Raw genomic sequence first — 25,731 nt, forward strand, 5'->3', positions numbered from 1 at the left:
GGAGAAGAGATTGCATTGCTGCTTGCAGCAATGACTGCATGATCTGAAAGATCACGGTGTTGGTTAGCGAAGTGCAGTGCAGTCTCTTCTCCCGCGAGCGGGAGAAGATGCCCGAAGGGCAGATGAGGGGAGCTCTTTGCGGTGAGCTTCAAAAGCCCCCTCATCCGACGCTTCGCGCCACCTTCTCCCGCAAGCGGGAGAAGAGATTGACGCACGGCGGGCACACGACGCCACATCCGCAATCCGCTCAGCTACCCACGACATCCACGCCCGGCAGCTGCACGCCCAGGCCTGCAGCCAGCGCACCACTGCGCACCAGCTCAGTGGCGAGCACCATGTCCGGGTGGAAGTAGCGGTCGTCTTCCAGCGTCGGCACCTTTGCACGCAGCGTGGCGCGCACCTGCTCCAGCGCATTGCTCGAACGCAGCGGCACGTGGAAGTCGCAACCCTGGCCGGCAGCCAGCAGCTCGATGCCGATCACATTGGCGGCGTTCTCGGCCATCGCGATCAGACGGCGCGCACCATGCGCGGCCATCGATACGTGATCTTCCTGGTTGGCCGACGTCGGGATCGAATCCACACTCGCCGGGTAGGCGCGCTGCTTGTTCTCCGACACCAGCGCCGCAGCGGTGACCTGCGGAATCATGAAGCCCGAGTTCAAACCCGGCTTCGGGGTAAGGAATGCCGGCAGGCCCGACAGCGCGGGGTCCACCAGCATCGCGGTACGGCGCTCGCTGATCGAGCCGATTTCGCAGATCGCCATCGCCAGCATGTCGGCGGCAAACGCGACCGGCTCGGCGTGGAAATTGCCGCCGCTCAGTGCTTCGCCGGTATCGGTGAACACCAGCGGGTTGTCGGAGACGCCGTTGGCTTCGATCTCCAGCGTGGTCGCCGCCTGACGCATGATGTCCAGCGCCGCACCCATCACCTGTGGCTGACAGCGCAGGCAATACGGGTCCTGCACACGCACGTCGTTGTCGCGGTGGGATTCGCGGATGGCCGAACCCTGCATCAATTCGCGCAGCACCGCAGCGGTGACGATCTGGCCGCGCTGACCACGAATGCTATGGATGCGCGGATCAAACGGGGTGTCCGAGCCCTTGGCAGCTTCCACCGACAGCGCGCCAGTAACCAGCGCGGCCTGGAACACGACTTCGATCTCGAACAGGCCCGCCAATGCATAGGCCGTGGAGTACTGGGTGCCATTGAGCAGCGCCAGGCCTTCCTTGGCACCAAGCACCAAGGGCGTCAGGCCTGCCTGTACGAAAGCCTGCTCAGCTGACATGCGCACGCCATCGACGAAGGCTTCACCGACACCGATCATCACGCTGGCCAGGTGCGACAGCGGTGCAAGGTCACCTGAAGCACCAACCGAACCCTGACACGGCACCACCGGCACTACGTTCTTCTGCAACATGGCTTCCAGCAGTGCCAGCGTCTGCGGACGAATGCCCGAAGCACCCTGGGCCAGGCTGGTGAGCTTGAGCGCCATCATCAGCCGTACGACGTTGGCCGGCATCGGCTCACCGACGCCCGCAGCGTGCGACAGCACGATATTGCGCTGTAGGGTTTCCAGATCCTCGCGTTCGATGCGCACACTGGCCAGCTTGCCGAAGCCGGTGTTGATGCCATAGACCGGCTCGCCCTTGGCGACGATGGCATCAACCACCTGTGCACTGCGCAGCACGGCAGCCTGTGCCGATGCGTCCAGACGGATATCGGCGCCACGATAGATCTGCCGCCATTGCGCCAGCGGAACGTGACCGGGAAGAAGCGTAAGGGTGATGCTCATGAGTGCTCCAGCTGTGCGTGTAGTGCGATATTTCAGACAGGCAGCCCGCGCCAGATGCGGGCGTGCAGGGGGTTGAAGCCGATGCGGTAGACCAGATCGGCAGGTGCTTCGATGTCCCAGATGGCAAGGTCGCATTCCATGCCGGGCGCAAGTTTTCCGATGCGGTCGCTACGGCCTAGTGCGCGGGCGGCTTCGCGGGTAAACCCAGCGATGCACTCGTCCACGGTCAGGCGGAACAGGGTGGCGCCCATGTTCATGGTCAGCAGCGGGCTGGTCAGTGGGGAGGTGCCGGGGTTGCTGTCGGTAGCCAGCGCAATCGGCACGCCGGCATCACGCAACTGTTGGATTGGCGGCAGCACCATTTCGCGGGTGAAGTAGTAGGCGCCTGGCAGCAACACCGCGACCGTGCCGGCCGCACGCATCGCGGCAATGCCGGCAGCATCAAGGTGTTCAATATGGTCCGCCGAGAGTGCGCCATGCTTGGCGGCCAGTTCGGCACCGTGCTGGTTGGACAGCTGCTCGGCATGGATTTTTATCGCCAGTCCATGTTGCTGTGCAGCTTCAAAAACCTGCTGCGCCTGTGCAGGCGAAAACGCGATGTTCTCGCAGAAGATGTCGACTGCTTCAGCCAGCCCCTCGGCAGCGATGGCAGGAATCATCACCGCGCACACTTCATTGATGTACGCCTGTGCCTCGTGGCCCGGCGGTACCGCGTGTGCGCCGAGGAAGGTCGGCACCACTTCCACCTTGCGCAGCGTGCCCAGTTCGCGCGCCACGCGCAGTTGCTTGCGCTCGTCGGGCAGGCTCAGGCCGTAGCCGGATTTGATTTCGAGGGTGGTGATGCCTTCGGCCAGCATCGCGTCGAGCCGGGGCAGGGTGGCCTTCAACAGCGCCGCATCGTCGGCGGCGCGGGTGGCGCGCACGGTGGAGACGATGCCGCCGCCGGCGCGTGCGATATCGGCATAGCTGACGCCCTGCAGGCGCTGCTCGAACTCACCGGCACGGTTGCCGGCATAGACCAGATGGGTGTGGCAGTCGATCAGGCCCGGGCTGATCCAGCGGCCTTCACAATCGACGCGCTGGTCGGCCTCGAAGGCGGGCGCGGCATGTGCGGGGCCTGCGTAGACGATGCGGCCATCGCGTGCGGCGACCACGCCATCATGGACCAGCCCAAGGCCGCCGCTGGCGTCGTCCAGTGTCATCAGGTTGGCGTTGTGCCAGAGTGTGTCGCAGCGCATGTGCACTCATTCCGTCAATTTGTATATACAATAACGACGGAAAACGGAGAGTGTCCAGTGATGCCTGACAACGCCAGCAAATCAGTTCGTTTCCACGCCGCCCAGGCGCTGCTGCCCGAGGGCTGGGCGCAGGATGTGCGCATTGAAAGTGTGGATGGGCGCATCACTGCGGTGACGACCGGCACCGCCCGGGAAACGGGTGACCAGGCATTGGGTACCGTTGTGGCCGGGTTGGGCAACCTGCACAGCCACGCCTTCCAGCGCGCGATGGCTGGCTTGACCGAAGTGGGCGGGCGCTCGGGCGACAGCTTCTGGAGCTGGCGCGAGCTGATGTACCGCTTCCTCGATCGCATCAGTCCGGATGACTTCCAGGCCATCGCTGCGCAGGCCTACATGGAAATGCTGGAAAGCGGCTTCACCCGCGTCGGGGAGTTCCACTACCTGCACCATGCTGCCGACGGCAGCCGCTATGACGATCATGCCGAAATGGCCGGCCGGGTTGCCGCCGCTGCCAACGAATCCGGCCTGGGCCTGACCTTGCTGCCGGTTTTCTATGCGCATTCGGATTTTGGCGGTGCCGCACCGATGCCGGCGCAACGTCGCTTCCTGCACGACCTCGACGGCTTCTCCAGGTTGCTCGATGGTTGCCGCAGTGCTTTGTCGCGCACACCTGACGCGGTGCTGGGGCTGGCGCCGCACAGCCTGCGCGCCTGCACACCACAGGAACTGCAGGCCCTGGCCACCATGGCGCCGGGGCCGGTTCACATCCACATCGCTGAGCAGACGCGCGAAGTCGATGCCTGTCTGGCCTGGAGCGGACAACGCCCGGTGGAGTGGCTGCATGCCAATGTGGACGTCGACGGGCGTTGGTGCTTGGTGCATGCCACCCACGTCACCGCGCAGGAAGTAACTTCGATGGCAAGCAGTGGCGCAGTGGTCGGCCTGTGCCCGATCACCGAAGCCAATCTGGGCGATGGCGTGTTTCCAATGCGCGAGTTCGTCGCCGCCGGTGGCCGGTTTGGTGTTGGCTCCGATTCCAATGTACTGATTGACGCCGCCGAAGAGCTGCGGTTGCTCGAGTATGGCCAGCGCCTGACACTGCAAGGCCGCAACGTGGTCTCGCCTGGCGCGCTTTCCAGTGGCCGCTGGTTGTATCAGCAGGCCGGCGACGGCGCGGCACAAGTGTTGGGTGTGGGCGCAGGATTGGCGGTGGATGCACCTGCAGATTTGCTTGAGCTGGAGACCGAGCACCCGTCGCTGCATGGACGCCAAGGCGATGCCTTGCTTGACAGCTGGCTGTTCGCCGCACGTAATGGCGCCCTCCGCAGCGTCTGGCGTAATGGCCGCGAATGGGTGCGTGCTGGTCGCCACGTCAATCGCGAAGCGATCACCACGCGCTACCGCGCCGCGTTGAGCCGAATACTGGCCTGACACACGCAACTGCCGGGCGCCGTCCATTCCAGGAATTCCGAGTGAAGAGCAAGAAAGCTCCCACCCTCAATCACCGCATCCGTAACGAGATCGAAAGCCGCATCCTCAGTGGCGAATGGGCACCGGGCTTCCGGATTCCATTCGAGCACGAGTTGATGGCGCAGTACGGCTGTTCGCGCATGACCGTGAACAAGGTGCTTACCACGCTGGCCGAGAGCGGCATGATCGAACGCCGGCGTCGCGCGGGTTCGTTCGTGGCACGGCAGCCTCCGCACCTGGAACAGGTAGCGCTGGAGATCCCCGACATTGAAGTCGCGGTCACCGAGCGTGGCCATGAGTACGGCTACCAGTTGCTTGATCACGCGCATCGCAAAGCCAAGGCGGATGCACCCGAAGAGCTGTTGTTGGTAGGCGAGGGCAAGCTGTTGGCAATGCGCTGCCTGCATCTGGCAGACGGCAAACCGCTGGCGCTGGAGCGGCGTTTCATCAACCCCGACGCGGTGCCGGAGACGCTGAAGGTGGATTTCGCCATTCACGCACCGGGCAGTTGGTTGCTGCAGAACGTGTCATGGACGCGCGGCGAGCATCGCATCAGTGCGGTAGCCGCCACCGCTGACGAAGCGGCGGTGCTGAAAGTGCCAACCGGTACGGCATGCCTGGTGATTGACCGCCAGACCTGGCGCGGTGATCAGCAGATCACCTGGGTACGGCAGAAATTCCTTGGCGACGCCTACGACCTCATTGCCCGCTTCGCTCCCGGCTCACGTTGACAGCGGAGCGGCGACGTCAAATACCTGCAAAAACCAACTCAGTACGTGCGGCACTGCCGCCAGCGCACGGACTCTTCAACACCCGGGCGCGGGTTGAGCTGCACGCGTACCGTGCGCAATGCCGGGTAGCGTTCCAGCTCCTGGCAGATCAATGGCCAGACTTGCGCATCGTCACCGCTGCGTTCGACCGACAGTGTGGAGCGTGTCAGCCAGATACCGCTGACCACGCCCGGTGTGCGTGCAAGCGCCTTGGAGACCGATTGTTGGTAGCGCAGCAGGGTGGCCGGATCCGGATCGGCGATCTGGGTGGCTGCATCGACCGGTGCGCCGGCTTCTTGGTCATCCGTGCTGGCCGTAACCGGAGCTGCAGCTTCATGGGTATCAGCAGCGTTCGCTTTGGCAGGAGCGAGCGCAGCACTCGCTGCGGATGAGGCCGCCTCATCCGTCTGCATCGTGAGGTAGCCCATGCCGGCGAGCAGGCCGATGGTCAGGGCCGCAAGGCCGGCAATACCGGTGTGGCGCGCGGCTTCGCGCTGGGCAATGCCGGTGACCGTTTGGCGCATGTCATCGGAGACGTAAGGCTTGAGCAGCTGCCACAGGTTGCGCTCGTCGAACACTTCGATGGACTGCTTCTGTGCTTCATTCAGGCCATCACGATCGACATGGCCCTCGGTGATGAGCAGGCCGCCCACCGCGCCGGTCAGACGCATGGCCGAGGCCAGCTCGCTCACCGCGGTGGCATCAAAGCGATAGGCGCGGCCATGTTTGCAGGACACCAGCCAACGTTGTTCGTTCTGTTGCAGCAGAAAGTCGCTGCTGGTGCCGCGGTCGTTGTCTTCGTTGTCGGTCAATGGCAGCAGGTTGCGTTGGTCGGCCATGGCTTGGCGCACGATCTGCGAGAACTCGCGCCAGCGCAGGCCGGCCAGTGCAGCCAAGCCGTGGCGGATTTCGGTTTTCCTGCGCTTTACCAGCCACATATACGCCGCAGCCAGCCCCCACAGAACCAGCGCGAGCGCCAAAGCCAAAATCCAGGAAAACATCAACAGCACCCAAAGCAGAGAGTTGGATCGGAAGTCTATCGTTGTTGGTGTGTTCGGAAGGTCGTCCTGCCCCGTCTATTTTCTGAGACGGGGTTGGCGATTCAGACTGCTGATGCCTAGCCCGGCCAATAGTGGCTGTCTGGCACGGCACGCGCGCCGAAGATTGCCTGACCGACGCGGACCACGCTGGCACCTTCCTCGATGGCGATTTCAAAATCGCCGGACATGCCCATCGACAGCTCATCCAAGCCAACGTTTGCTGGAGCGTCTTGGCGCAACCGGTCACGCAGCTCGCGCATGCGTACGAAGCAGGCACGCACGCGCTCGGCATCAGCTGAGAACAGCGCCAGTGTCATTAGCCCACGCACGCGCAGGGCCGTGAACTGCGGCAGCGCCCGGAGGAAGGCGGCTACATCGCTCGGTGGCAGGCCGAATTTGCTGTCCTCGCCTGAACTATTGACCTGCACGAATACATCCAACGAGCGGCCTTCGTGTTGCAGGCGGCGGTCCAGTGTTTCGGCCAGACGCAGGCTGTCCAAGGCCTGGAACTCGCTGGCAAAGCGCGCGACCAGCTTGGCCTTGTTGGTCTGCAGATGGCCGATGACCGACCACTGCAGGTCACCCAGATCCTGCATGGCTTCCCACTTGTGGTGGGCCTCCTGCACTTTGTTTTCGCCGAGCAGGCGGCAGCCGGCCTGGTAGGCCAGACGGATACGGGCTTCATCAATGGTCTTGCTCACCGGCAGCAGGCGCACCTGTGCGGGGTCGCGGCCGGCGCGCCGGCAGGCGTCGGCAATGCGCTTGTGCACCACCGCCAGGTTATGGGCGAACTCCTCGACCGTTTCGGCGCGGGGGTAGCGCCCGTGCTGGTCGTGGCGGGTGGGGGTGTCGGGCGATGCGGGGGACATGGCAGTTCTCTTCCCGGCGCCGTATTAAACGCCAGACACAAAAAACCCGCCATCCGGTGCCGTGAGGGGAGGGAGACTAACGGCGCGGTACTGCTGGCGGGTTGATTGATTCTTGCTCAGTCTTTGCTGCTTTGCAACATCAGTGTTCTTCAGGTTTCGCCGCTGTGTGTGAGGAGCGGCTTTCGGCCCGGCTCAGGCGCCGGTTGAGTGCGTCGAGACGTTCATTCAAGGCTTCGATGTCCGAGCGGCTGGGGATGTCCATCCGCCGCAGCACGCGGTGCACGCTGTCATCGAGGCTTTTTTCGACCCGGTCCCAAGTGCCGGCAGCGCGGTCGCGTGCCTGGCCCAAGGTGTTCTCAACGGTATCGCGCAGGCTCGCGCCTCCTGCCGATTCCTCGCGCGAGCGCGCTTCGGCGGTTTCGCCTTCCTTGACCAATGAATCGAACAGCCGGCTGCCTTCGTCCTGGGCGCGTGCCAGCGCGCCCAATCCTGCAAGCCAGACCTGCTGAGCGGAATGAGTCACCTTGCGTCCCAGGCGCTCGGCCTGGTCCTGCAAGCGGGGACCGCCGCCATTTTCGTCCCCGGTGCGATGTTCATGTGAGTTCATTACGGTGCTCCTGAGTCTGGGAATCTAGCGCCCAGAAACACCGTAACCGGCTGATTGCCAGCGCCGCGTGATGGGGCCCGATTCAGCCGAGCTTGTCAGTCAGCACGCGTTGAATTTCGGATTCGACCATGCCCTTCATCGCTGACAGCAGGAAGCCCAGTTGCGCTTTCACCCGCACTGCGCCGGGCAACAGTTCGATGGCACCTTCCACGCCGGACCGGGTGAAGTGCAGTACCTGGCCTTCCCAGCGGGTGGTGACATCAAAGCGTTCCTGCAGTTTTTCGGCTACTTCCCCGATGGCGCTGCGGGCCTTGTCGTCAGACAGGGAATGGGAATGCTGGATGTCGATGTTGGACATGGGGTGTTCCTGCGCACGGCTTGATAAAAGAGGTGCGGCATTGTGCGGACGTTGGCGATGCACTCCAAGCCCCGCCGCCATCTTCTGAATGATCCAGTGACCTGCTAGTCTGCCACCGGTGCGAACTTTGCAAGTCCATTTCAGCAATCGACAACAACCCGACCAGCCGATAACGCCGGGCGTTCAGCGCATTGTGCGCCATGCTTCGGGCCAGGTACGGCTGGGCGATGACAGCGTCGGTCCGATGTTGCTGGCCCAGTTCTGTTCCGATCAACGCGGTGTTTGGCTGCAGGTTGCCAGCGGCGTGCGCGGCATCCATGTGAACGGGCGGCCGGTGCGGCGCATGGCGCTGTTACGGGCCGGTGATTCGGTCTATGCCGACGGCGCCGAGATGTTGCTGCGAGGCAGCTGCGAGCAGATCCCGCACCCGCCAGAAGCGGCCGCCGATCAGGTCGAAGACCTGCGCGTGTTGCTGCGCGGCATTGGCGGCCGCCACCACGGGCGCAGTTTCACCTTGGAGCACCCTCGCACCGTTGGCAGCGAACCGGGCAGCGACATCGTCATCGACGATCCCGCATTTGCCGGGGCCCATGCCCGTTTTGAGCGGCATGGCGAGAAAGTTCTGCTGCGCGACCTGGGCTCGGCGGAGGGCACACTGGTCAATGGCGTGCTCAGCCGGCACTGCTGGCTGCAGGCGGGCGACCAGGTGGTGTTCGAGGGCAGCCACCGCTTCGTCTTGGAAATGCCACTGGGGCAGGGCGTGCCGAACCAGGCGTTTGTTGCCGACGAGGCGCCCTTGACCCCCGAACCCGAGATCCAGGCGCCCAGGCCGCCGCGTTCACGGCGTTGGCCGTGGCTGTTGCTCAGCGCCTTGCTGTTGGGTGCGGCGATCAGTGCCTTGCTTATGTTTGGCGCCCGCTGATCCAGCGCGGGTAGCGGCGGCCCATAATGCGGCGGCTGGCGGACAAATCGCCCCATTTATTGGGTGCAGATGCAACCTTTTCCGTGTCCCCAAAGGCTGTTGCGCTGCGGCATACTAGGGGTTCTGCCTAAAGGTGTGACATGACGCGCGCATTCAATTTCAGTGCCGGCCCTGCAACGCTGCCGGAGCAAGTTCTCCGCCAGGCGCAGGAGGAAATGTTGGAATGGAATGGCGTTGGCGCGTCCATCGTCGAGATAAGCCACCGCAGCGCCGATTTCATGGCAGTCGCGGCACAGGCGGAAGCCGACCTCCGCCGTCTGATTGGCATTCCGGATGATTACGCGGTGTTGTTCCTTGGCGGTGGCGCCACCACCCAGCAGGCACTATTGCCGCTGAACTTTGCCAGCCCTGGCCAGCGTGCCGACTACGTGGTCAGTGGTCATTGGGGCAAAACGGCAGTCAAACAGGCCCAGCCGTATGTGGATGCGCATATCGCCGCCAGCGGTGAAGCCAGCGGCTATCACGACATCCCTTCGGTGGCGCAGTGGCAGCTGTCCAAGGACGCGGCCTATGTGCACATCACCGCCAACGAAACCATCCACGGCATCGAGTTCCGCGACGTGCCGGACGTCGGCAATGTGCCGTTGATCGCCGACTTCAGTTCGTCCATTGCTTCCGAGCCGATCGACGTTTCTCGCTACGGCGTGATCTATGCCGGCGCGCAGAAGAATCTTGGCCCGGTGGGCATTGCGGTGGTGATCATCCGCCGTGATCTGCTGGAGCGCGCCGGCCAGCCGCGTGCGGATATCTTCGACTACAGCTCCCATGTTGCGCGTGATTCGATGCTCAACACACCGCCGACGTGGAACTGGTATCTGGCCGGATTGATGTTCAAGTGGATGCTGGCACAAGGCGGCGTGGAAGCATTTGCCAAGCTCAGCCAGGCCAAGTCGGCGTTGGTGTACGACGCTATTGACGGCTCGGGTGGCTTCTATCGCAACGACGTGGTGCCCTCGGTGCGCTCGCGCATGAACATACCGTTCTTCCTGCAGGACGACGCGCTCAACGTGCGCTTTGTCAGTGAGTCCAAGAACGCCGGGTTGCTGGCGCTGAAGGGTCACAAAGCGGTGGGCGGCATCCGTGCCTCGCTGTACAACGCCATGCCGCTGGAAGGCGCGCAGGCGCTGGCTGCATTCATGCTTGATTTCCAGCAGCGCAACGGCTGATCAACTTTTTACGCCGCGCGCCTGGCGCCGGCCTGCAACAGGTAGAAAATTCCATGGCATCCAAGCCACCCAAGACTCCCGCCAAGCCAAAGTCCGCGCTGACCAAAAAGATCGCGAAAAAGACGGCCGCGAAGAAAGATGTCGTCGTCCCCGTCGCCAAGCCGGTGCTGGCCGACGTACGCGCCAAGATCGATCACATTGACCGCAGCATCCAGGCGCTGATTGCCGAGCGCGCCCAGTTCGCCCATCAGGTCGGCAAGGCCAAGGGCAAGCTGGCCGCTGCGGTGGATTACTACCGGCCCGAGCGCGAGGCGCAGGTATTGCGCATGGTGGTGGACCGCAACGAAGGTCCGCTCAGCGACGAAGTGCTGGTGCATGTGTACCGCGAGATCATGTCCGCGTGTCTGGCCCAGCAGGAGCCACTGAAAATAGGCTACCTCGGTCCGGAGGGCACCTTCAGCCAGCAGGCCGTGCTCAAGCATTTCGGTCGATCGGTGATGGGCCTGCCGATGGCCAGCATCGAGGAAGTGTTCCAGGAAGTGGAAGCGGGCAACGCGGATTTCGGCGTGGTGCCGGTGGAGAATTCGGGGCAGGGCACAATCCAGATCACGCTGGATATGTTCCTTACGTCCAACCTCAAGATCTGCGGCGAAGTGGAGCTGCGCGTGCAGCAGTTCCTGATGTCGCGCAGTGGTCGTATCGACGACATCGAGCGCATCTATGCGCACCCTCAGTCGTTCATGCAGACCTCGGCGTGGTTGCGCGCCAACCTGCCCAAGGCCGAGAAGATTCCGGTTTCCAGCAATGCCGAAGGCGCGCGCCGCGCGCGCAATGCCGACGATGCAGCCGCCATCGGTGGTGAGAGTGCCGGTCATGTCTACGGCCTGAAGAAGGTGGTGACCAAGCCGATCCAGAACGACGCGGACAACACCACTCGCTTTTTGGTGATTGGCCGCCAGTTCTTCCCGACCTCCGGCCACGACCGCACCTCCGTGCTGGTATTCATCCACGACAAGCCGGGCGCGCTGTTCGACGTGCTCAGCCCGTTCGCGCGTCATGGCATCAGCATGAACCGCATCGAGTCGCGGCCGTCGCATCAGGCCAAGTGGGAATACGGCTTCTTCATCGACCTTGCTGGCCATATCGAAGACGAATCCATGCAGGCCGCACTGGCCGAACTCAAGGCGCACTCGGCAGAGATCAAGGTGTTGGGTTCGTACCCGGTCGCCGTGCCCTGAGTTTCTTGAGCCCTTCTCCCGAGTACGAGAGAAGGGTGAGGGCAGGTTGGCAGGCCATTCATCAGAATGGTCTTCACCAGTCGCTGCCCCGGACCCTCATCCGCCCTTCGGGCACCCTCTCCCGCTGGGAGAAGGAAATGCCAACACGCACACGCGCACCGAACACCAGAGAGAATTCGCATGACCTCCCAGCCCTACTGGATTGCACGCAAAGGTTCCGCCCTGCAGGGCACGCTCGACATTCCCGGTGACAAATCGGTCTCCCATCGCGCGGTGATGTTTGCCGCGCTGGCCGATGGTGTGTCGCACATTGACGGCTTTCTGGAAGGTGAAGACACCCGCGCCACCGCAAACATCTTCGCCCAGATGGGCGTGCGATTTGAGACCCCGTCGTCGTCACAGCGCATCGTGCACGGCGTGGGCGTGGATGGCCTGAAGCCGCCTCAAGGTGAACTGGATTGTGGGAACGCTGGCACCGGCATGCGCTTGTTGGCTGGCCTGCTGGCCGCCCAGCCGTTTGATACCACGCTGGTCGGCGACGAATCGCTGACCAAGCGGCCGATGCGCCGTGTTACGGGCCCCTTGGCGCAGATGGGCGCACGGATCGACACCCAGGACGATGGCACGCCGCCGCTACGTATCCACGGTGGCCAGTCACTGCAGGGTATTCACTACGAACTGCCGGTGGCCAGCGCGCAGGTAAAGTCGGCGGTGTTGCTTGCCGGTTTGTACGCGCAGGGCGAAACCACCGTGGTCGAGCCGCACCCGACCCGCGACTACACGGAGCGCATGCTACGCGCGTTCGGCGTGGAGATTGATTTTGAGCCGGGCAAGGCACGCCTGCGCGGTGGTCAGCGCCTGCGCGCGACCGATATTTTGGTACCGGCAGATTTTTCCTCTTCGGCGTTCTTCATTGTCGCTGCCAGCATCATTCCCGGCTCGGAAGTACGCCTGCGGTCGGTGGGCCTGAACCCGCGTCGCACTGGCCTGCTCACCGCGTTGCGCTTGATGGGCGCGAACATTACCGAAGAGAACCACGCAGAGCATGGTGGCGAAGCGGTCGCCGATCTGTTGGTGCGTTATGCGCCGCTCAAGGGTACGGAAATCCCGGTGGACGTGGTGCCGGACATGATTGACGAGTTCCCCGCATTGTTTGTCGCCGCCGCCGCCGCTGACGGCCAGACAGTGGTGCGCGGTGCGGCAGAGCTGCGCGTGAAGGAATCGGACCGCCTTGCAGCCATGGCGACTGGCCTGCGCACGCTGGGCCTGCGCGTGGATGAAACCGACGACGGCGCCACCATCTTCGGTGGCCCGCTGGGCAGCGGCACGATTGAAAGCCACGGTGACCATCGCATCTCCATGGCGTTTGCCATCGCTGGTCAGCTGAGCACAGGTGAAGTGCGCATCAACGACGTCGCCAACGTGGCAACCTCGTTCCCCGGCTTCGACACGCTGGCAACCGGCGCAGGTTTCGGGCTCAACGCCCGGTCCTGAACTCCACGGGCACTTGCACCACGCTCGGTACCGCCTGGCCATCATGCATGGCCGGGTGGAAGCGCCACTGACGCAACGCGGTCACGGCCGCATCATCCAGACGCGGGTCGGTAGCACCTTCGTGCGCGACGATACTCAGCTGGACCACGCGGCCGTTGCTGTCGATCTGCAGACGTGCGATCACGTCACCTTCAATTCCAGCCTGTAGGGCCTCTGCCGGGTATTCCGGCAGTGGATTGCCCGGCATCGGTTCGGCGTCGCCATTGGCCGTTTGCGGGGCGCTGACCGGCGTGTGGTGAATGAGATCAGCGGGCGCGGAAACCACAGCGGATGGGTTGTCTGAAAGCGGCTGCGCGAGGTGCCGGGCGAACAGCAGCATGCCAATTACCACGGACGCTGCCAGCAGCACCCATAGCCAAGCAGCCACCGCGCCCGAATGCGGAGTGGTGGTGTTGGCACTGGCTTGATCGTGGGGAATGCTGGACATCGATTTGACCGCCTTGCACGTTCTGCAATGGGGGCAGTCTGGCGATGGCGGAGTGACCTGAGGCTAAATCCGGACGTGGTCCGACGCTCAGGGTTCAGCTTACTGAGCGGGTTTGAAATCGAACGGGATTTCGAGAGTGCCCTGCATCGGCTGGCCGTTGCTCTGTGCTGGCTGGAAACGCCAGCCACGCACCGCATCCAATGCAGCACGATCCAACGCGCGTGAACCACTGCGCTGAATCACCTTGGCGTCCAAAGGCTGGCCTCTGGCGTCCACTTCCACCTGCACTACAACCGTGCCGCTCTCGCCACGGCGCAGGGCCGCCGGTGGGTAGCTTGGGGCAGGGCTTTGGTCGGGCAGGGGAACCGGCCGGTCGGTCGGCGCTGCGGCGATCGGAGCGGGTGCCGGTGCTGGCACGGGTGCGGGCTGTTCAGCGATAGGGGTCGGCGGCGGAGGCGTGGTTTCCACCAGTTCGGGCGTTTCCTCGACCACCCCCGGGCGTGCGTCAGGCATGTCACTGGCACCGGCGCCAGCCGGAAGGGGAGCCGGCAACGGCGTCACTTCGGCGACTTCTGCCTGCGGCTGGGCAGGCCCGGCACGGTAGAAATCGCTGTTGCGGCGGGCATTGAGCCAGACCAAGGCGAATAGCAGCACGCCAGCGCCAAAGGCGATGCCGGCTATTTTCAGCGCGTTGCGGGGCAACTGGAACGTGATGTTCTGGTCGGAGCGGGAGCGTGATGCGGACATGGGCTGGACCGGATTGAACAGGGCGATTCTTGCATAACCATAATGGCACGCGGCAGAAAGTCGCGGTTCGCGCGATAATCGCCTTTCATACCCGTACATAGTGCCTGCCCATGCTTGATCCAGCCCTTCTTCGCCAGCAGCCCGCCGAACTTGCCCAACGCCTGCGTGAAACGCGCGGCTACGAGCTTGACGTGGCCGCCTTCGAATCACTTGAGGCCGATCGCAAGCGCATCCAGGTGCGCACCCAGGAATTGCAGAGCCTGCGCAACAGTCGCTCCAAGGCGATTGGTTTTGCCAAATCAAAGGGTGAGGACGTATCGGCGATCATGGCCGAAGTGGCCGCGTTCGCCGATGAGCTGAAAGCTTCTGAAATCCAGCTGGACGTGTTGCGCGAAAAGATCGATGTGCTGTCGATGGGCATCCCCAATCTCCCGTCGGCCGATGTGCCTGCCGGCAAGGATGAGAGCGAGAACGTCGAGCAGCTGCGTTGGGGCACCCCGCGTGAGTTTGATTTCCCGGTGTTGGATCACGTTGAGCTGGGCGCCCGCAACGGCGGGCTGGATGCCGAGACGGCAGCCAAGCTGTCTGGCGCGCGTTTCACCGTGCTGCGTGGACAGATCGCGCGCCTGCACCGTGCACTGGGACAGTTCATGCTCAACCTGCACAGCAACGAGCACGGTTACGAAGAAACCAACGTGCCGGTGCTGGTCAACGCGGATTCGCTGCGCGGCACCGGCCAGCTGCCCAAGTTCGAGGAAGACCTGTTCAAGACCGCGCTGGGTGAATCCACGCGCTACCTGATTCCGACCTCGGAAGTGCCGCTGACCAATATCGTGCGCGATGAAATCATCGACGCCGAGCGCCTGCCGCTGCGTATGACCGCCCACTCGATGTGCTTCCGTTCGGAAGCGGGCAGTGGTGGTCGCGATGTGCGCGGCATGATCCGCCAGCATCAGTTCGAAAAGGTTGAGCTGGTCAGCGTTTGCGCCGCCGAAGACAGCGAAGCCGAACATCAGCGCATGACCCAATGCGCCGAGGCCGTGCTGCAGAAGCTCGGCCTGCCGTATCGCAAAGTGCTGCTGTGCACGGGCGACATGGGCTTTGCCGCGATCAAGACCTATGACTTGGAAGTCTGGTTGCCATCGCAGCAAACCTACCGCGAGATTTCCTCGTGCTCGAACTGTGGTGACTTCCAGGCACGTCGCATGCAGGCGCGCTGGCGTAACCCGGGCGGGAAGCCGGAGCTGTTGCACACGCTCAACGGTTCGGGCGTGGCAGTGGGTCGGACGATGATCGCGGTGATGGAGAACTACCAGAACGCTGACGGCTCGATCACCATTCCGGAGGCATTGCGCCCGTACATGGGCGGCGCTGAGCGCATCGGCTGACCCAAGTTCGCGCAGTTCGACGCAAGCAAAAAGCCCGCCTTCTGGCGGGCTTTTTTGTAGGTGCACATAGAAATGATTGAACCGTAAGAAGTTTTTGTTCAGGGAGCGAAATGCGCGTTGTTCCTAAATAGGACTGTTTGCAGCCTGATTTGCAAATACAGAACAAGGATGGTTGAATTCGGCAGTTCGTTCCATTTCCGGGATCAATCCATGCAAGACCTCAACGACCTCTACTACTTTGCAATGGTGGTGGATCATGGCGGTTTTGCCGCCGCTGAACGCGCATTGGGCATTCCCAAGTCGCGCCTGAGCCGGCGCATCAGTCAGCTGGAAACCGAGCTGGGCGTGCGCTTGCTGCAGCGGTCTACCCGCCGCTTCGCGGTAACTGACGTCGGCATGAGCGTGCATCGACACGCACAGACGATGTTGTCTGAGGCACAGGCGGCGCGTGAAGTGGTTGACCGATTGAGCGCAGAGCCGCGCGGTTTGGTGCGCGCCAGCGTGCCGGTGTCGCTGGCGCAGATGCAGCTGTCCAAGCTGCTGCCGAAATTCCTTGCGCAGTACCCGAAGGTGCGCCTGCAGTTGGCTATCACCAACCGGCGCGTGGACATCATCAACGAAGGTTACGACGTCGCGCTGCGCGTGCGCTCACGGCTGGACGACGATGGCAGCCTGGTGATGCGCAGCTTCGGTCAGGTGCAGGAACTGCTGGTCGCCAGCCCGGGTTATCTGGACCGTGCCGGCCGGCCGGCGTCGCCGCAGGATATTTCCAACCACGTCACCCTGAGCATCAGCGAAGACGAAGCGCGCCAACGCTGGGAGCTGCATGGCCCGGGTGGCGAAGTGCATCGCGTGGAACTGCAGCCGCGAGTGGCTGGCTCGGATTTCCCCTTGCTGCAGTCGATGGTGAAGGACGGCTTCGGCATCACCATGCTGCCGGAAACCATCTGCGCCGAAGCCGTGCGCAACGGCGAGCTGGAAGTGGTGCTGCCCGATTGGTCGCTGCCGCAGGGCATCTGCCATGCGGTGTTCGCTTCGCGTCGCGGTCTGTTGCCGGCGGTGCGCGTGTTCATCGACTTCCTGGCCGAACATCTTCCGCCTGAGCTTGAAGCCTCACGCCTGCATTGCGGCGGCGCCTGCGAACGGGCCAAGGAAAAGATCCGCGCCTCGACCGTCGGTGCATTGGCGATTGAGACGGGTTGAGCAAAACCCAGGCAAGCATGCGAGAATGCGCGCCCGGCCACGCACGTCGTCGCCGGGCTCAAGCACAGCAAGGACAGATGGCCGAGCGGTTGAAGGCACCGGTCTTGAAAACCGGCGAAGGGTTAAACCTTCCGTGGGTTCGAATCCCACTCTGTCCGCCAAAAGTTGATCTAAGCCACTGAAATAGGTGGCTTTTTTCATGCCGCAGAATTCTTCCCCGTGCTCTGCTCCACACTGGGTGGCATGTTTTTTCATACACAGCCCAATGATGAAGACATCGACTTGCGGGCAACCAGTGGCGTGGTAGGGCGTATGCATCGCTTCCCTGTAACTGGCCGTACTGATCGTCATTCCGCTTGTTCGACGGACCAGTGTTGCGTCGTACGTGCGACGATTTGGCATGTTCAACAAGCCCACCAAGCAGAGGTAAGGCGTTCCCGTGATAGAGACCCGCCTGCTTCAACAGTTCATTGCCGTCGCCGAGGAGCTGCATTTCAACCGCGCCGCGGAGCGTCTGCATATGGCGCAGCCGCCGTTGAGCCAGGCGATCCGCCGGCTGGAGCGCGCGATTGGTGCGCCCCTGTTCGAGCGCACCAACCGCAGCGTGGCACTGACACCTGCTGGTACGGCGTTCCTTGAGACCGCACGCAGCACGCTGCAATCGCTGGACGAAGGGGTGGCGCAGGCGCGTCGAGTTGCCCAAGGCGCGGAAGGTCACCTAACCCTGACATTCATCAACATCGCGCCTTATGTCCCACTGCTGCGTGCGCTGCGCAGCTTTCGACATGCCTCTCCCGGCGTCACCTTCAGCATGGTGGAGGCCACCACCCAGGAGCAGATCGAGGCTCTGGAGCGCGGCACCGCAGATCTCGGATTCATGCGAGCACCGGGGACGACGACACCGAAACTGCGTATGGCTACCTTGCTGCGTGAACGGATCTGCGTTGCGCTGCCCGCTGGTCATCGGCTTGAAGCAAACGTGACCATCGCCTTGGCAGCGCTCAAAGATGAAGCATTTGTTGCCTCGCCAAGGGCACTTGGCAAGGGATTCCACGATCAGCTCATCGGCCTGTGCCTGAGCGCGGGGTTCGTTCCAGACATCGTGCAACATGGTCGGCAAATGCAAACGTTGATCGCCCTGGTGGCCGGCGGCTTCGGCATCGCATTGCTGCCTGCTTCGCTGGCAACGGAAGTGCGGGAAGACGTCGTATTCCGCCCACTCGATGTGGATGCCACCGAGGAGCAGTCAAAACTTGACCTTCTCATGGCATGGAACGAGAACCATGTATCCCCCATTCGCGACAGGCTGATTCACGCGGTTCGGCATGCTCTGTTGACCGCCGTCTGAGGCGGTGAGACGCACCGCGTCTTATTCCGATATGAAAACGGTCCTTCACGGGTACGAAGCGGGCTACTAGTCTTCAGCAGCACTGCTGTTGGGGAACTGAAATGCCTGCTGCCATCTATGTGTTTTCGCTGTGCGCGTTTGCGTTCGGTCTCTCCGAATTCGTTGTCGCCGGCCTGTTGATCTCCATTGCCAACGACCTCGATGCGCAGATCGCCATCGTCGGCACCGCCATCGCCGCCTACGCACTGGGCGCGGCCATCGGCGCGCCCTTGATTACAGCCTTGGTCTCCCATTGGCGGGACCGGCAGATACTGTTGCTGGCCACTGCCTTGCTAGGGCTGGGTAGCCTGCTGATGAGCGCGTCTCCCAATGTCCTGGTCCTGCTTGCCATCCGCTTCGTGGTCGGGCTCGGTCACGGTGTTTTCATGGCGGTGGCTTCCGACGCTGCCACCCGACTGGTAGATCCGTGCCGTTCCGGTCGAGCGCTATCAGTGGTGTGGATCGGATTGACGCTCGCGCTGGCATTCGGTGTTCCCATCGGCACGTATCTGGGAAGCCTATGGTCGTGGCGGGTGGTCTTCCTTGCGATCGGTGTGCTCAGCGTGGTGGGTATGTTGGGACTGGCGTTGTGCTTGCCGCGGCACGAGGCCGAGGGCGACGCGCGACGCGCAGGTGCATGGCAGGGTATCCGGGCCATCACGCATCCCCAGCTCCTCATAACTGGCGGTGTGGGTGTGCTCGTAAGCGTTGCGACCTTCACGTTCTTCACGTTCGTCTCGCCCTACCTGCAACAGATCACCGCTGTAGACGTGCAGTGGTTGAGCCTGGGCATGCTGTTGTTTGGTGTCTGCTCGATTGCAGGCAATCTGCTGGGCGGATATCTGGCAGATGCGTTGGACGTGGATCGCAGTATTCGTTGGGCGTTGCTGGCATTGGCCCTGAATCTGTTCTGCCTGTATGGCTTCGCCAGCATGCCGGCCATGATGCTGCTCTTGATCGGCATGCTGGGCGTCTGCTTCTTCTCCATCGTGACGCTGCTGACATTGCGTCTGCTCAAGCAGGCCCAACGTTTCATTCCGGGCTACAGCACGGTGGCGGCTGGCTTGAATATCGCGTCCTTCAATCTGGGCACTGCGCTGGGCGGTGCATTGGGTAGCCTCACGATCACCTACACGACGCTGGCGCTGGTGCCCTTGGTGGGAGCGCTGGCAGCAGTGCTAGCGGTGGTAGTGCTACATCTGCAGGGGCGCCGTATAAATTCGCCGGAAGCCTCTGTCAGTTGACGATGCGCGGGGGCCCAGAGGCTGGCATGGCATGCAGTGATGGAAGGCTTATTCCCTCAATCTGGCGTGCAGCTATGGCAGCTGGCCAGATCGCACGCATCTACCCTCGCATTCCCGTCGTGGGAAGCGAGGACAGGAAGCAGGGTGATCACTCCGGCGTGTTGTGGAACGAGGACAGTCGCGCGTCCAATGCGGCTTGGCGGGCACTACCGCCATGCAGGCGAATGAAGCTTTCCGCGCTGACGGCGCGACCCAGCAGTACGCCCTGCAGTTGGTCGCAGCCCAAGCGTTCCACGTAGGCCCGCTGCGCCGGGGTTTCGATGCCGGCAGCGACCACCGACAGGTTCAGTGCATGGCCCAGGGCCACGATGGCCGAGACGATGACCACATCCTCGTCGCTTTCTTCCAGGGTCAGTACGAAGGCGCGGTCAATCTTGATCTCGCTGGCGGGCAGCCGCTTGAGATGCAGCAGGCTGGACACGCCGGTGCCGAAGTTGTCGATGGAGATGCCCACGCCCAATGCGGCAACGTTGCGCAGCACCGCGATCGTGGTCTCGGTATCACGCATCATCGCGCTTTCGCTGATTTCCAGCGTCAAGCGTGCCGGCTCCAGCTCATTGCGTTCCAGCGCGCTGCGGACATCGTCCAACAGCTGCTGCGAGCCCAGTTGGCGGTCGGACACGTTCACCGAGATGATCCAGTCGTGGTAACCGGCATCCTGCCAACAGCGCATCTGCCGGCACGCTTCTTCCAGTATCCAGGTGCCAAGCACGCTCATCAGTCCGTTTTGTTCGGCCAGGCGGATGATGCGCTCGCTGGGAACATAACCATGCTCAGGATGACGCCAGCGGATCAGCGCTTCGGCGCCGCTGACGTGCCCATTTTCAGCATGGACGCGCGGTTGGTAGTGCAGTGACAGCTGGGAGGTGCCGATGGCCTTGCGGAGGTCTTCGAGCAGGTGACGATCCTGCTCGACGTTGTCATTCATCCAGTCGGCGAACACCGTATGCGTGTTGTGCCCGGCCTGCTTGGCATAGCGCATGGCGGTTTCGGCCATGGCGATCAGTTGCGCAGGCGAATTGCCGTGGTCAGGATGCAGCGCCATGCCCAAGCTGCCGGTGATGCGCAGGTCGCGGCCGCCGCCACGCGCGGAATTGACGGCCAGAATGATGCGCTCGGCGTAGGCGTCGACTTCATTGGCGGTCTTCAACGTGGTGGCGATGACGAACTGATCGCCACCCAGCCGGCCAACCAGGTCTTCGGGTGGAAGCATCCGCCGCAGTCGCTCGGCGATGTCCATCAACACGGCGTCGCCCACGGGTGAACCGAAGGCACCGTTGATGTGGCGGAAACCGTCCAGATCGATCGACATCACCGCGAACGCGTTGCCATCCTGCAGGAGCTGCTCGATGCGCTCGTGGGACAGCTGGCGATTGGGCAAGCGGGTCAGGGCGTCGTGTTGGCTGGCGTGGAACAGCTCTTTGCGGGCATCGTCCAGCGACGCGGCCAGCATCGAATTGCGCAGATGCAGTAAACGCGACTGCATGCGCTGCTCCTGCAGCGAGAAGATCAGAACGATGGCCATGACGCCCACGGTCAACAAGACCACGCAGGCGGCGAGCCATTCGGTGGGAACGCCGCCGCTGGCTGCCGCGCCGCATACCGCGTCGGCCGGGAAGCGGGCAGCGGCCATACCGGTGTAGTGCATGCCGACGATGGCCAGGCCCATCACCACCGAGGCGATCAAGCGTGGCAGCAGCGCGTGTTCGACGGTGCGCAGGCGGAAAGCGATGTAAAGCGCACTCCATGAGGCACCCACAGCGATCACGATGGAAAGCACGAACCAGACGCGGTCGTAGTCGATGGCCGGCTGCATGCGCAGCGCCGACATGCCGACGTAATGCATCCAGGCGATGCCCAGGCCCATCAGCAACGCGCCCAGCGCGAGCCGCAGGTGAGGCAGGGTAGCCCGGGACACCAGCCACAATGCGAACAAGGACGCAGCCACTGCGACCAGCAGCGACTCCAGGGTGAGCCACAGGTCGTAACCCAGCGGAATGGGCAGGCGGAAAGCGAGCATGCCGACAAAGTGCATGGACCAGATGCCGGCACCCATGGCCACGCCACCGGCAAGCAGCCATCGGGCAGCAGTACGCCGGGGCTGGGTTGCAGATACCCGCGAGGCCATGTCCAGCGCCGTGAACGAGGCCAGGATGGCGACCAGGATGGAAAGCACGACGAACAACGGGTTGTAGCTGCCGACGAGCATCAAACCCACTCCCTTTAGTGTCCGTACCGCATGGCGCCATGCCCCCGCATGACGAATGACCATTCAATCCGTGCTGGTCTATTGCAGCTGACTATCGCCAGCTACCGCGATGGCGGCAATAGCCAGTGAACGCAATAGGAAAACCGGACGCACGAGCTGTGGAGTACATCACATTGTTACCTGCCGTGCTGCATCGAACGTGGCATCGAACAAGCGTTGCACCGGCGGACCCATTTCCCCGGACAGCAGCACCAGCAACAGCAGGCCCACCAGCAGTGCGACAGGCAAGCCAAGCTGGATGGGGTTGAGCGCAGGTGCTGCGCGGGCCAGTACGCCAAAGGCAAGGTTGATGGCCAGCATGGCGACCACCAGTGGCAATGCCAGCGACAGCGCGCCGCGAAAGATCTGCAGCGCCAGTGTGGGAGCAATGCTGGCAACGGCAAGCGGGTCGGGCAGGGCGGTTCCGATGGGCAGCGCCTTGTAGCTGTCTACCAGCAGTGCGATCACTGCCAGATGGCCATTGCTGGTGAAAAACAGCAGGCCGAACAACAGATAGAACCACTGCCCGATGACACCCGAGCTGCCGCCGCGCAGCGGATCACTCATCTGCGCGAATGCTAGGCCGGTGCTCTGCGCGACCATTTCGCCGGCCATGGCCCCGGCTTCAAAGATCAACCGTAAGAGAAAGCCCATGGTGATGCCCACGGCCAGCTCGCGCAGGATGGTAAGCACGGTGATGGAATCGAAGCCGTAGAACAGCGGTACCGGTGGCAGTACGGGCGCGAGTGCGACTGACAGCGTCACTGCCAACAACCCGCGAATGCGGCCCGGCACCGCGCGCGTACCGATCATCGGCATGGCCATCAACATGGCGCCGATGCGCAGCATGATCCACAGGGTATTGCCGATGATGGCGAAGGCCTGCTGGCCATCGACGACCATCTGGGTGGCGGAATCCATCGCCGTGCTATCCGATCAGGTGCGGTATGCGTTGAAACAGCTGGATGGTGAATTCGACCAGGTGGCCGATCAACAGGCTGCCCAGCGCGAACAACGCGGCGGTGAGGGCAGCGGCTTTTGCGACGAACGCGATGGTCGGTTCATTGAGCTGGGTGGCCGCCTGGATCACACCCACCACCACACCGACCACCAGGACGGTAAGCAGCAGAGGGCCGGCGACCCAGAGGGTGGCGACGAGGCCGCCACGCAGTTCGGTAAGGGCAAGTTCGGGGCTCATGCAGACATTGAATGCAAGGTTGGTGCCAGTGACGTGACGGAATTACGGCGGCGCGAGTTTGGCGGCGCGTCCTGCGGTGGCTTTCGTAGCGGCATAGAGTGTTTGCCCTCGTCTGCGTCGGGCACAGGGGAGGGAGAACAAAAAAAGCCGTGATCGGGTCACGGCTTTTTTGGGGGAACCATCTAGCGCAGGTCAAACCACATTGAAGCTCGCAGCCAGCGTGCCGACGACCAGCACCCAGCCGTCCACCAGCACGAACAACAGAATTTTGAACGGTGCTGACACCAGCATCGGCGACAGCATCATCATGCCCATCGACATCAATACGCTGGACACCACCAGGTCGATGATCACGAACGGGATGAAAATCAGGAAGCCGATCTCGAACGCGGTCTTCAGTTCGCTGGTCACAAACGATGCCACCAGTACCGGGAACGGAACGGCATCTGGACTCGCATAGGCGCCATGCCCGGCCAGCCCGGCGAAGGTCATCAGATCGGTCTCGCGTACTTGCGCCAGCATGAAGGCGCGCAGCGGGGCGGTGGTCAGTTGCCAGGCAGTCTGGAAATCGATCTGGCCATCCAGGTACGGCGCCATGCCGGTGGACCATGCCTTGTCCCACACCGGCATCATGATCATTGCAGTGAGGAACAGCGCCAGCCCCAACAGAATCTGATTGGACGGCGTCTGCCCGGTGCCCAGTGCCTGACGCAACAGCCCCAGCACGATGATGATGCGGGTGAAGGCAGTGAGCACCAGCAGCATCGATGGCAGCAGGGTGATGGCCGTCATCAGCAGCAGGGTCTGCAGCGGCAGGCTCACCGGCTGGCTGCCGATCTTGCCGACATTGACGTCCGGCAATGCCGGCATCTGCGGTGTGCCCGGTGCGGCAAAGGCGAACAGAGGCAGTGCCAGCATCGCCAGCAGCAGGAACAGTTGCCAGCAATGACGCTGGTTGAGGCGAAGACCCGGCATGATCAGGAATCCTTGCGCAGCTTCTGCGACAGCAGCTGTGCGAAATTCGGAAGTTGTTTGAGATTGGGGAGTGCGGGAGCGGACATCTGCGGCAGCGGCTCGGGCAGGGTGTGCAGGGCGCTGATGCCGCCTGCCGTCACGCCCAGCAGCAGTTGCTGGCCGTTGACGTCCACCACCACCACGCGCTCTTTGGCGCCGACGTTGATGCTCGCCACCACCTTCAGGCCTTCGGCCGGGCGGAACGCACCACCGGGCAGGCGTTTGAGCACCCAACCCAGGCCGATGATCAAACCCAGCACGACCAGCAGCATGAACACCGCGCCGAACATGCTGGGCGCGCTCGCCGCATGTTGGCCGACCGGCGTCGCCGCCTTGGCAGCAGGCGCAGCGATGGCGAGCAGTGCGATCAACGCAGTCTCCGGATCCGCTCGCTGGGGCTGACCACATCGGTCAGGCGCACGCCGAAGCGATCATTGATGACCACCACTTCGCCGTGTGCGATGAGCGTGCCGTTGACGAACACGTCCAGTGATTCGCCGGCGCCGCGTTCCAGTTCCACCACCGAGCCCTGGTTGAGCTGCAGCAGGTTGCGGATTGGCAGGCGGGCGCGGCCGACTTCCAGTGACAACGTCACCGGAACGTCAAGGATCACGTCCAGGTCGAGGTCGGTGCCGCTGGAGGCGTCGGCGTGCAGATTGGCGAACTGTGCCGGCGTGGCAGAGGCGACGGTATCGGGGGCTTCGGTGTCATTCATTGGATGTGTCCTGGATCACGGGAACGATGGGACGCTTGCCCGGCGGATGGGTTGCGGTGATCTTGATGGCGTTGCGGTCGTTGGCGACGCCAAACTGGCCGGTGAAAACCGGAATGCCCTCCACACACAGTGGAACTTCCTTGGGCATATCGATGGGCAGGATGTCGCCGATCTTCAGCTTGGTAAGTTCACGCAGGCTCATGCGGCGGTTCGCCAGCACGCTGGAGAGTTCGACCTCGGCGGTATTGAGCTGCTCGCGCAACATGATGGCCCAGCTCTCATCGCGATCATTGCGGTCGCTTTGAATGCCGGCGTCGAGCAGTTCGCGAATCGGTTCCAACATCGAGTACGGCAAGGTGATGTGGATGTCGCCGCCGCCGCCGTCGAGTTCGACGTGGAAACGGCTGACCACCACGTACTCGCGCGGGCTAACGATATTGGCGAAGTGTGGGTTGATCTCGGAGTTGATGTAGTCGAAATCGACGTTCAACACCGGGCCCCAGGCCTCGCGCAGATCAGCAAAAGTCTGCTTGAGCATCAGCTGGATCACGCGCATCTCGGTAGCGGTGAACTCGCGGCCTTCGATGCGGGTGGGGTAGCGGCCGTCGCCACCAAAGAAGTTGTCGACGATGGCAAATACCAGCGTCGGCTCGAACACGATCAAGCCGGTACCGCGCAGCGGTTTGAAGCGGATCAGGTTGAGGTTGGTCGGCACATACAGCGAGTGCAGGTAGTCGCCGAATTTGATCAGCTCGATACCGCGTACTGACAACTCGGCCGAGCGGCGGATCAGGTTGAACAAGCCGATGCGCCACAAACGTGCGAACCGTTCGTTGACCATTTCCAGCGTCGGCATGCGCCCACGGATGATGCGGTCCTGGCTGGCGAAGTCGTAGGAACGTGCTTCCCCGGGTACCGGGGCCGGCTCGGCAGTGCTGACATTGCCGGAATCGACACCATGCAGCAGGGCATCGATTTCGTCCTGTGACAGCAGGTCGTTGATGCTCATCGTGTTC

25 protein-coding genes and 1 tRNA gene are annotated in these 25,731 nt (G+C 62.9%); 11 read left to right on the top strand and 15 right to left on the bottom strand.

Annotated features, from left to right (window positions below; translation table 11 throughout):
* Window positions 1–247: 247 nt before the first annotated feature.
* Together hutH and hutI are read right to left on the bottom strand one after the other, a co-directional pair.
* Window positions 248–1,792, bottom strand: a complete 1,545-nt coding sequence (gene hutH / locus PAN08_RS12495; protein WP_269791802.1) for a histidine ammonia-lyase — start codon at window positions 1,790–1,792, stop codon at window positions 248–250.
* Window positions 1,793–1,824: 32 nt separating this feature from the next.
* A complete protein-coding gene (hutI, locus tag PAN08_RS12500; RefSeq protein ID WP_269791803.1) occupies window positions 1,825–3,030 on the bottom strand; it encodes an imidazolonepropionase in 1,206 nt (401 codons plus the stop codon).
* 60 nt (window positions 3,031–3,090) lie between these two features.
* Between hutI and PAN08_RS12505 the strand changes: the two genes are divergently transcribed.
* Both PAN08_RS12505 and hutC read left to right on the top strand, forming a co-directional pair.
* Window positions 3,091–4,461, top strand: coding sequence for a formimidoylglutamate deiminase (locus tag PAN08_RS12505; protein ID WP_269791804.1), 1,371 nt, complete (start codon window positions 3,091–3,093; stop codon window positions 4,459–4,461).
* Window positions 4,462–4,502: 41 nt separating this feature from the next.
* Window positions 4,503–5,231: a histidine utilization repressor gene (gene hutC / locus PAN08_RS12510; RefSeq protein WP_269791805.1), complete on the top strand. Its 729-nt coding sequence runs from the start codon at window positions 4,503–4,505 to the stop codon at window positions 5,229–5,231.
* A gap of 38 nt (window positions 5,232–5,269) precedes the next feature.
* Here hutC and PAN08_RS12515 read toward each other — a convergent pair whose 3' ends face one another.
* The 4 genes from PAN08_RS12515 to PAN08_RS12530 form a co-directional block, all read right to left on the bottom strand.
* Complete coding sequence (locus PAN08_RS12515) at window positions 5,270–6,271, bottom strand: restriction endonuclease (protein WP_269791806.1); 1,002 nt, start codon at window positions 6,269–6,271, stop codon at window positions 5,270–5,272.
* A gap of 116 nt (window positions 6,272–6,387) precedes the next feature.
* Complete coding sequence (locus PAN08_RS12520) at window positions 6,388–7,179, bottom strand: YggS family pyridoxal phosphate-dependent enzyme (protein ID WP_269791807.1); 792 nt, start codon at window positions 7,177–7,179, stop codon at window positions 6,388–6,390.
* A gap of 139 nt (window positions 7,180–7,318) precedes the next feature.
* Window positions 7,319–7,786 (bottom strand): phasin family protein, encoded by a 468-nt coding sequence (locus PAN08_RS12525; protein ID WP_269791808.1) that lies wholly within the window; start codon window positions 7,784–7,786, stop codon window positions 7,319–7,321.
* A gap of 82 nt (window positions 7,787–7,868) precedes the next feature.
* Window positions 7,869–8,144, bottom strand: a complete 276-nt coding sequence (locus PAN08_RS12530) for a polyhydroxyalkanoic acid system family protein (RefSeq protein WP_269791809.1) — start codon at window positions 8,142–8,144, stop codon at window positions 7,869–7,871.
* Between the two features lie 118 nt (window positions 8,145–8,262).
* On the opposite strand from PAN08_RS12530, the gene PAN08_RS12535 reads away from it, so the two are divergent.
* The 4 genes from PAN08_RS12535 to aroA all read left to right on the top strand — a co-directional run bounded on the left by PAN08_RS12535 (window position 8,263) and on the right by aroA (window position 13,024).
* Window positions 8,263–9,066, top strand: a complete 804-nt coding sequence (locus PAN08_RS12535) for an FHA domain-containing protein (protein WP_269791810.1) — start codon at window positions 8,263–8,265, stop codon at window positions 9,064–9,066.
* 140 nt (window positions 9,067–9,206) lie between these two features.
* Complete coding sequence (gene serC / locus PAN08_RS12540; RefSeq protein WP_269791811.1) at window positions 9,207–10,292, top strand: 3-phosphoserine/phosphohydroxythreonine transaminase; 1,086 nt, start codon at window positions 9,207–9,209, stop codon at window positions 10,290–10,292.
* A 53-nt stretch (window positions 10,293–10,345) separates the two neighbouring features.
* Entirely contained in the window at window positions 10,346–11,530 is a 1,185-nt protein-coding gene (gene pheA / locus PAN08_RS12545) for a prephenate dehydratase (protein WP_269791812.1), read from the top strand.
* 180 nt (window positions 11,531–11,710) lie between these two features.
* Window positions 11,711–13,024, top strand: a complete 1,314-nt coding sequence (gene aroA, locus PAN08_RS12550) for a 3-phosphoshikimate 1-carboxyvinyltransferase (RefSeq protein WP_269791813.1) — start codon at window positions 11,711–11,713, stop codon at window positions 13,022–13,024.
* On the opposite strand, the gene PAN08_RS12555 is transcribed toward aroA, so the two are convergent.
* Both PAN08_RS12555 and PAN08_RS12560 read right to left on the bottom strand, forming a co-directional pair.
* Window positions 13,008–13,511: an energy transducer TonB gene (locus tag PAN08_RS12555; protein ID WP_269791814.1), complete on the bottom strand. Its 504-nt coding sequence runs from the start codon at window positions 13,509–13,511 to the stop codon at window positions 13,008–13,010. The genes aroA and PAN08_RS12555 overlap by 17 nt on opposite strands.
* A 99-nt stretch (window positions 13,512–13,610) precedes the next feature.
* Window positions 13,611–14,258 (bottom strand): energy transducer TonB, encoded by a 648-nt coding sequence (locus PAN08_RS12560; protein WP_269791815.1) that lies wholly within the window; start codon window positions 14,256–14,258, stop codon window positions 13,611–13,613.
* 110 nt (window positions 14,259–14,368) lie between these two features.
* Here PAN08_RS12560 and serS point away from each other — a divergent pair, with 110 nt between their 5' ends.
* The 5 genes from serS (at window position 14,369) to PAN08_RS12585 (ending at window position 19,480) form a co-directional block, all read left to right on the top strand.
* A complete protein-coding gene (gene serS, locus PAN08_RS12565) occupies window positions 14,369–15,646 on the top strand; it encodes a serine--tRNA ligase (RefSeq protein ID WP_269791816.1) in 1,278 nt (425 codons plus the stop codon).
* 210 nt (window positions 15,647–15,856) lie between these two features.
* Window positions 15,857–16,849, top strand: coding sequence for a LysR substrate-binding domain-containing protein (locus tag PAN08_RS12570; RefSeq protein WP_269791817.1), 993 nt, complete (start codon window positions 15,857–15,859; stop codon window positions 16,847–16,849).
* Between the two features lie 71 nt (window positions 16,850–16,920).
* Window positions 16,921–17,010, top strand: a tRNA-Ser gene (locus tag PAN08_RS12575).
* Window positions 17,011–17,288: 278 nt separating this feature from the next.
* On the top strand, window positions 17,289–18,197 hold the full coding sequence (locus PAN08_RS12580) for a LysR substrate-binding domain-containing protein (RefSeq protein WP_269791818.1): 909 nt from the start codon (window positions 17,289–17,291) through the stop codon (window positions 18,195–18,197).
* Window positions 18,198–18,298: 101 nt separating this feature from the next.
* Window positions 18,299–19,480, top strand: a complete 1,182-nt coding sequence (locus tag PAN08_RS12585) for an MFS transporter (RefSeq protein ID WP_269791819.1) — start codon at window positions 18,299–18,301, stop codon at window positions 19,478–19,480.
* A gap of 148 nt (window positions 19,481–19,628) precedes the next feature.
* Here the strand turns inward: PAN08_RS12585 and PAN08_RS12590 are convergent, their stop codons facing one another.
* The 7 genes from PAN08_RS12590 to fliM all read right to left on the bottom strand — a co-directional run bounded on the left by PAN08_RS12590 (window position 19,629) and on the right by fliM (window position 25,724).
* A complete protein-coding gene (locus PAN08_RS12590; RefSeq protein WP_269791820.1) occupies window positions 19,629–21,749 on the bottom strand; it encodes an EAL domain-containing protein in 2,121 nt (706 codons plus the stop codon).
* 168 nt (window positions 21,750–21,917) lie between these two features.
* Window positions 21,918–22,709: a flagellar biosynthetic protein FliR gene (gene fliR / locus PAN08_RS12595; RefSeq protein ID WP_269791821.1), complete on the bottom strand. Its 792-nt coding sequence runs from the start codon at window positions 22,707–22,709 to the stop codon at window positions 21,918–21,920.
* Window positions 22,710–22,716: 7 nt separating this feature from the next.
* The gene (locus tag PAN08_RS12600; RefSeq protein WP_269791822.1) at window positions 22,717–22,986 is read right to left on the bottom strand and encodes a flagellar biosynthetic protein FliQ; all 270 of its coding nucleotides are present in this window, start codon (window positions 22,984–22,986) and stop codon (window positions 22,717–22,719) included.
* A gap of 192 nt (window positions 22,987–23,178) precedes the next feature.
* Window positions 23,179–23,961 carry a flagellar type III secretion system pore protein FliP gene (gene fliP / locus PAN08_RS12605; RefSeq protein WP_269791823.1) on the bottom strand — a complete coding sequence of 261 codons (783 nt, stop codon included), beginning with the start codon at window positions 23,959–23,961 and terminating at the stop codon, window positions 23,179–23,181.
* 2 nt (window positions 23,962–23,963) lie between these two features.
* Window positions 23,964–24,371 (bottom strand): flagellar biosynthetic protein FliO, encoded by a 408-nt coding sequence (fliO, locus tag PAN08_RS12610; protein WP_269791824.1) that lies wholly within the window; start codon window positions 24,369–24,371, stop codon window positions 23,964–23,966.
* Window positions 24,368–24,715 carry a flagellar motor switch protein FliN gene (gene fliN, locus PAN08_RS12615; protein WP_269791825.1) on the bottom strand — a complete coding sequence of 116 codons (348 nt, stop codon included), beginning with the start codon at window positions 24,713–24,715 and terminating at the stop codon, window positions 24,368–24,370. The genes fliO and fliN overlap by 4 nt, the downstream gene beginning before the upstream one ends.
* On the bottom strand, window positions 24,708–25,724 hold the full coding sequence (fliM, locus tag PAN08_RS12620; RefSeq protein WP_269791826.1) for a flagellar motor switch protein FliM: 1,017 nt from the start codon (window positions 25,722–25,724) through the stop codon (window positions 24,708–24,710). Before fliM ends, fliN begins: the two co-directional genes overlap by 8 nt.
* Between the last annotated feature and the right edge of the window lie 7 nt (window positions 25,725–25,731).

This window comes from Stenotrophomonas sp. Iso1 (assembly GCF_027497995.1).
In the GTDB taxonomy this organism is placed as follows: domain Bacteria; phylum Pseudomonadota; class Gammaproteobacteria; order Xanthomonadales; family Xanthomonadaceae; genus Stenotrophomonas.